A 7,111-nucleotide genomic window follows, 5' to 3' on the forward strand; every position below is an offset into this window, starting at 1 on the left:
CTTCTTAAATAATAGCAAAGTTGTGTCTGCACATCATGCGCGAATTCAAGGATTACAAGAAGATAACTATAACGGTATTTTATTAAGTTTACCTAAATTAAAGATAGAACATTTATTCAGAAAGAATTGACAAAATATAACTGACGATATAAGCTAATAACCATAAAGTCTACCGGAAAGGTCGGAATAGGATTGTTACCCCTCAAAAACATCTATTTTTTTATGATTAAAACCGACTTTTCCGATTGGCTATAAATGTGCTGTGGGAGGCATACATAAGCTAATAAGTTCAAAGGGTATAACTATTAAACAGTTAGGGTGGGGACAATGAAGACAAAGACAAAAAAATGGGCTGGTGTATTTTCGGTATTACTGAGCAGTTCGCTTGTGTTATCTGCTTGTGGGGGACAGGAAGATACGGCTTCTACAGAACCGGTAAAAAAGCAGGATTTAAAAGACGCTAAGATTGAATCGATTCCAGCTACAGATAAAAAGAAAAGTCCAGAGAAAGCAAATCAACGAAAAGATACTTTTATTACAGCCATTTCTAAGCCAGGGGGAGTTTTCCTTCCGTATTTCCAAGAGAATGGATGGGATGGAAATGTAACGTCTGTTATTTTTGCATCATTAGTAACAACAGACAAACAAAGTAAACCTGTTCCGGATCTTGCAGAAAAATGGGATATTTCTGCTGACCAGTTAACATATACATTCCACTTACGTAAAAATTTAAAATTTAGTGATGGGTCGCCTTTAACGGCGGATGACGTAGCATTTACACTAACACTACTTCATGATAAAGCGTATGAAGGTGGATTGGATATTGCTCAGTATGCTGTTAAAGGCGGGAAAGAATATAAAGAAGGAAAAGCAACTTCTATTGAAGGAATTCAAGTTGTTGATCCACAGACAATTAAAATTACAACTGAAAAAGTTAATTCACAGGCACTAACGAATTTAGGTGGCCCAGTGCTATCAAAAGCTTATTATGGAAAAGATTATAAACAAAATACAAGTTTAGACTATTTAAAAGCATTATATGGGCAACCAATTGCAGCGGGCCCATATAAATTTGAAAAATATGTTCCAGGTCAAGAAGTACGCTTTGTTGCTAACGAACATTATTATGCAGGTAAACCAAAAATCAAAAACTTTATTTACAAAATCACATCAGGTGATACTGGATTCCAATTATTCCAAACGGGTGAACTGGACTATAGTGGATTTAGAGCAAATCCTGAGAATATAGACCAATTAAAAGGATTAGAGTTTGCAAATATTAATCTTGAATCATCAAGTGATATTGCTTATATCTATGTAAATAATAAGAAATCGTATTTGAAAGATAAGAAGGTACGTCAAGCACTTACTTATGGATTAGACCGTAAGAAGTATGTGGATACAGCTTTACAAGGATATGGATCTGTTGCTAACGTACCAATTGCGCCAGTTTCATGGGCATATACAGAAGAAGGTATTAATAAATATCCACACGACGTAGAAAAGGCTAAAAAATTATTGGATGAGGCTGGTTGGAAAGTAGGTTCTGACGGGGTTCGTGAAAAAGATGGTCAAAAATTAAAATTAACATACTACGCATCAAATACAGGTAAAACAAATGATATCTTTATTCCAATTGCAAAAGAAAGTTACAAGGAAATCGGTGTTGAATTAAACCCAGAGTTGATGGACTTTAATACGATGCTTTCAAAAGTAGGAAAAGGTGACTACGATTTAGCGGCAGTTTCAACACCAGGAATTAGTGATCCAAGTGAAGTTGTAAGTGAGTACTTATCAACGAATCCAAAAAGTGATACGGGTTATAACAACCCGAAAGTAGATGATTTGATTGTAAAAGGTATAGGGACGACAGATATTGAAAAGCGTAAAGCGATTTATAAAGAACTGTATAAAGAGTTAAGTGATGATCCACCAGTTATTTTATTAAACTATCGTAAACTACTGTATGCTCATAATGCACGTATAAAAGGAATTGATCCAGAAAAATACGATAGCATTAGTTCCAACTTACCAGTGTTATCTATTGAACAATAAGGGTTGACCTAAATAATAGAAGGCGTTTTTTCATACGGCGATGGAATAGTAGCTGTTTTGAAAAAATGTTCTTCTATTTTTAAGTAAATAAGATTGGGGAGACAAAAGGTGAAAACATATATCATTCGTAGGTTCCTTCAAATGATCCCTACATTGTTTGGTACATCTATTATTATTTTTTTCTTATTTGCACTTTTGCCGGGGGATTATATTGATTCAAATCCAAAGTTAACACCAGAGAGAGCTCAAGAGTTAAGGGAATTGTATGGCTTAAACAAACCAATTATTGAAAGATATTTTCACTGGTTAGTGAATGCTTTACATGGTGATTTTGGATTTTCTTTACAGTATCAAGAACCTGTAACTTCATTACTTAATAAATTTATTTGGAATACATTTATCGTTGCTGTTGCAGCTTTATTTTTCACTTGGATTATTGCTCTTATTATTGGGGTTATTTCTGCAACAAAGCAGCACTCTTGGTTTGATAGATTAGTAACAATCGGTGTCTTTGCAGCAATGTCATTTCCATCATTCTTTATAGGATTATTTTTAATTAAATTATTAGCAGTTGATTTAAAGTTACTACCTATTGGTGGCATGATTGATATTGGGAGTAACTCAACAGGGATAGCATACATATTAGAAGTATTACGTCACATGATTCTACCTGTGTTTATTTTAACGCTTCTTGGTGTAGGGTCGTTAACACGATATTTTAGAACTAGCATGTTGGATGTTGTTAGGCAAGATTACATTCGTACTGCTCGTGCAAAAGGTTTAAAAGAAAGAACTGTTATTTATAAACATGCATTGAAAAATGCAATTTTACCAGCAATTACATTACTTGCTTTTGAATTACCAGGTTTATTTTCAGGAGCTATTATTATTGAACAGATTTTTAACTGGCCAGGGATTGGGAGTATTCAATTAGAAGCATTAAACTTCCGTGATTATACGGTATTAATGGCCTTTACGATGTTTCTTTCTTGTTTAACCATTATGGCTAATTTCTTAGCTGATATTGTATATGCGTTTGTTGATCCAAGAATTCGATTGAAGTAAGGGGGGAAAGATATGGAGACTATTACACCAATAATAGAGAAAAAGAAAGAACGAAAAAAGGGAAATGAATCATCACCATGGCGCCAAGCGTATAAAAAAATTAAGAAAAATAAGATGGCATTGTATGGCTTATACGTTTTAATATTCATGTTTTTATTTAGTTTTATCGGTCCAATCTTTTCACCGTATGCTGATGGGAAAGTACAAGTAACACAAATTAATAAACCACCCAGCCTATCACATTGGCTTGGAACCGACCAGTTGGGACGGGATATTTTAACTAGACTTATGCAAGCGGGACGTATCTCACTAACGATTGGTTTAGCGTCGATGCTACTATCCGTTATACTAGGTGCTCTATTAGGAGCAATTGCTGGTTTTTATCGAGGGGTTGTGGATCATTTAATTATGCGTGTTGCGGATGTGTTAATGTCCATTCCGGGATTACCGCTACTTATTATAATGGGAGCAATTCTGTCAGAATGGAAATTACCATCGGAGTATCGTTTATATGTTGTAATGATTATTTTAAGTTTAGTAGGATGGCCAGGACTTGCTCGTCTTGTGAGGGGACAAATTTTAACATTGCGGGAGCAAGCCTTTATGCAAGCAGCAGATGTATTAGGATTAAAAGATTCTCGGAAAATTATCCATCATTTAATTCCTAACGTCTTCCCATTGCTTATTGTTGTAGCAACTTTGGGTGTGGCTGGATCTATTTTAAGTGAATCCGCACTAAGCTACTTAGGTCTCGGAGTCGTTCCACCTACACCATCATGGGGGAATATGATTAGCGCAGCTAACTCATTAATTGATTTCCAAAAGCGTCCGTGGTTATGGATTCCACCTGGTTTCGCAATCTTTATAACAGTTGTATCAATTAACTTACTTGGTGATGCACTTCGTGATGCGTTAGATCCAAAGATGAGACGGTAGGTGAGAAGGTATGAGTAGAGCGGTAGTAGAGCTGAAAGACTTACAAACACACTTTCAGACAGAAGAAGGGACAGTAAAGGCTGTAAATCATGTTAGTTTTGCTGTTCGAGAAGGTGAAACGGTTTGTGTAGTAGGTGAATCGGGTTGCGGGAAAAGTGTAACAGCTTTATCTATTATGGGACTTATTGCTGAATCCGGCAGTGTAGTAGGCGGAGATATTTTATATGAAGGAAAAAGTCTTTTAGGAATGAAAGAGAAAGAGCTTCGTAGTTTACGAGGTAATGATATTGCGATGATTTTCCAAGAACCGATGACATCGCTAAATCCGGTCTTCACTGTAGGGGAACAGATTGTAGAGACGTTAAGGGAGCATGAATTACTTAGTAAAAACGAAGCGTATAAGAAAGCAATTGAGTTAATTCGTAAAGTCGGCATAGCTCGTGCGGATGAAATCGTCCATTCTTATCCGCACGAACTGAGCGGCGGGATGTTACAACGTATTATGATTGCTGTTGCACTTAGTTGTAATCCTAAGTTATTAATTGCTGATGAACCGACAACGGCTCTTGATGTTACGATTCAAGCACAAATATTAGACTTATTAAGACAAGTAAAAGAGGAATTTAAAACATCCATTTTATTAATTACACATGATTTAGGTGTTGTAGCAGAAATGGCTGATTACGTTGTCGTTATGTATGGTGGGAAAGTTATTGAAGAAGCACCAGTACTAGAGATATTCCAAAATCCGAAACACCCGTATACGAAAGGCTTGTTGAAATCAAAACCAGTGATGGGAAAACGAATAGATAAACTATATTCTATTCCAGGGCAAGTTCCTAATTTAGTTGGTTTGGATGAATTCTGCTACTTCAGCGGTCGTTGTGAGCATTGTATGGAAATATGTAAAGAAGAAGCACCGAATCTAAATGTACATGATGAGAATCATAAAGTAGCTTGCTGGTTATATGAGGAGCGTGCGGAACAATGAGTGAACCATTATTAGAAGTGAAAAACTTAAAAACATATTTTCCGATTAAAGGCGGCATATTTAGTAGAACAGTTGGACATGTAAAAGCAGTTGATGGAGTAAGTTTTACTATTAATAAAGGCGAAGTGTTTGGTCTTGTTGGTGAATCAGGAAGCGGAAAAACGACGATAGGAAAAACAATTTTACGTCTCGTCCAAAAAACGGAGGGAGAAGTGAAGTTTAAGGGACATGATGTTCATTCTTTATCAAAAGAGGAATTGAGAAAACATCGTCCTAATATGCAGCTTGTGTTTCAAGATCCATTTAGCTCATTAAATCCGAGAATGAGAATTGGAGAAGCACTTGGCGAGCCGATGTTGGCTCACGGGCTAGCGACGAAAGAGAATGTTCGTGAAAAAGTGACAGAAGTATTAGAGTTATGTGGCTTAGCCCCATATCATATTGACCGGTATCCTCATGAGTTTTCTGGTGGACAACGTCAGCGTATCGTTATCGCAAGAGCTATGGTATTAAACCCGGAATTCATTGTAGCTGACGAACCTGTGGCAGCGCTAGATGTATCTATTCAAGCACAAATCATTAATTTGTTTAGTGAGTTACAGGAGAAAAAGGGATTATCCTATTTGTTCATTTCGCATGATTTAAGCGTGGTAGAGCACTTATGCACGAAAATTGGGATTATGTATTTAGGAACGATTGTGGAAACAGCGCCGCGTGATGAGTTATTTAAGAATCCACTTCATCCGTATACAAAAGCATTGTTATCGGCTGTGCCAATACCAGATCCAACAGTGAGACGAGAGAGAATCATACTAGAGGGTGACATTCCAAGTCCAGCAAATCCACCTTCTGGTTGTCGTTTTCATACACGTTGCCCGTTTGCAACAGATATTTGTAAACAAACGGTACCAGAATTCCGTAATGTTGGTGAGGAGCATTTTGTTGCTTGTCATCATGTATAAAAAAAGGACTCTTTCAAATAGAAAGAGTCCTTTTCTTTTATTTACTAGATGAAGTTTGTTTCAATACAAATTGCTCGATTGCATGAGCAACACCATGTTCATTGTTTGTTAACGTTACAACATCACATAGTTTTTTTACATCTTCTTCAGCATTTCCCATTGCAACTGATAGGCCAGCTACTTGTAACATTGGCACATCATTAAAGTTGTCCCCGATTGCAATAGTATCTTCAATTGGTATATTGAAATAAGCAGCCATTTCTTGTAGACCGTTCCCTTTATGACCATGCTTATCCATAATTTCTACATTAGTAGGAGCTGATGCCGTAACTGAAATATCAGTGTCTTCTTGTAACATGCTTAATAGCTGTGCGCGATGCGCTGCATTAAATGTCAAAATGAAGAATTTAGATATTTCTAATTCTGGATTACTTACAACATCTTCAATTTTTTGGAAATCAGTAATTAAGTTTGATTTCTTTTGTTTTTCTGTAATTCTTTCAAGTTCTTCAAGTGTAACATCTAGTGCATGCTTGTTCTCTTCAAACGCTTGCATGACTTGATCTTGCCATGTATATGGAGAATAAACTCCTTTATTCGTATATAGCTTATATGGAAAACCTTCAGATTCTAGTAATTTTGCAAGCTTGTATACTTTATCGTTTTGTAAACAACGCGAGTTAATTACCTTTCCATCCACATAAACAATTGCCCCATTGCTCGCTCCAACTGGAAGAGATAGTTTATATTCTTCCAATAATTTTAAAGCATCCTCTTTTGCGCGACCAGAACAAATCATGACAATATGACCAGCCTCTTTTGCATTTTGGATAGCTTGTAAGTTCTCTTTGGAGATCTCAAGATTAGATGATAGTAGTGTACCATCCATATCTAATGCGATTAATTTCAAAATGACCACCTCTTTGCTTTTATTATACATAGTTATATAGAGGAAACATATAAACTTATCTTGGAAAGATTGTATTTTATCTAGCACAAACAGTTAGTAAAAGCTTGATAGATTCCAACGTATTCATTTAAATATGTACTTTGATTTGTAACAAAAGGAGAGGTAAGTAGGGGGATGTTTCGTTATATGACT

At 36.0% G+C, this 7,111-nt stretch carries 6 protein-coding genes; 5 read left to right on the forward strand and 1 reads right to left on the reverse strand.

What is annotated here, in order from left to right; translation table 11 throughout:
• Positions 1 to 327 precede the first annotated feature (327 nt).
• From MR113_RS26225 to MR113_RS26245, 5 genes are all read left to right on the forward strand, one after another.
• Positions 328 to 2,055, forward strand: coding sequence for an ABC transporter substrate-binding protein (locus MR113_RS26225; RefSeq protein ID WP_242257377.1), 1,728 nt, complete (start codon positions 328 to 330; stop codon positions 2,053 to 2,055).
• A gap of 108 nt (positions 2,056 to 2,163) precedes the next feature.
• Positions 2,164 to 3,120, forward strand: coding sequence for an ABC transporter permease (locus tag MR113_RS26230; RefSeq protein ID WP_141499230.1), 957 nt, complete (start codon positions 2,164 to 2,166; stop codon positions 3,118 to 3,120).
• 12 nt (positions 3,121 to 3,132) lie between these two features.
• Positions 3,133 to 4,056 carry an oligopeptide ABC transporter permease gene (gene opp4C, locus MR113_RS26235; RefSeq protein ID WP_098871376.1) on the forward strand — a complete coding sequence of 308 codons (924 nt, stop codon included), beginning with the start codon at positions 3,133 to 3,135 and terminating at the stop codon, positions 4,054 to 4,056.
• 10 nt (positions 4,057 to 4,066) lie between these two features.
• A complete protein-coding gene (locus MR113_RS26240; protein WP_098237949.1) occupies positions 4,067 to 5,047 on the forward strand; it encodes an ABC transporter ATP-binding protein in 981 nt (326 codons plus the stop codon).
• A complete protein-coding gene (locus MR113_RS26245; protein ID WP_242257378.1) occupies positions 5,044 to 6,009 on the forward strand; it encodes an ABC transporter ATP-binding protein in 966 nt (321 codons plus the stop codon). The genes MR113_RS26240 and MR113_RS26245 overlap by 4 nt, the downstream gene beginning before the upstream one ends.
• Before the next feature lie 37 nt (positions 6,010 to 6,046).
• Here the strand turns inward: MR113_RS26245 and MR113_RS26250 are convergent, their stop codons facing one another.
• The gene (locus MR113_RS26250; RefSeq protein ID WP_242257379.1) at positions 6,047 to 6,919 is read right to left on the reverse strand and encodes a Cof-type HAD-IIB family hydrolase; all 873 of its coding nucleotides are present in this window, start codon (positions 6,917 to 6,919) and stop codon (positions 6,047 to 6,049) included.
• Between the last annotated feature and the right edge of the window lie 192 nt (positions 6,920 to 7,111).

The organism is Bacillus cereus group sp. BfR-BA-01379 (assembly GCF_022663605.1).
Classification (GTDB): Bacteria; Bacillota; Bacilli; order Bacillales; family Bacillaceae_G; genus Bacillus_A; species Bacillus_A mobilis.

Bases quoted from the DNA above. Each gene is read 5' to 3' on its own strand.
- MR113_RS26240 (WP_098237949.1), top strand. From the start codon at position 4,067: ATGAGTAGAGCGGTAGTAGAGCTGAAAGACTTACAAACACACTTTCAG.
- opp4C (WP_098871376.1), top strand. From the start codon at position 3,133: ATGGAGACTATTACACCAATAATAGAGAAAAAGAAAGAACGAAAAAAG.
- MR113_RS26245 (WP_242257378.1), top strand. From the start codon at position 5,044: ATGAGTGAACCATTATTAGAAGTGAAAAACTTAAAAACATATTTTCCG.
- MR113_RS26225 (WP_242257377.1), top strand. From the start codon at position 328: ATGAAGACAAAGACAAAAAAATGGGCTGGTGTATTTTCGGTATTACTG.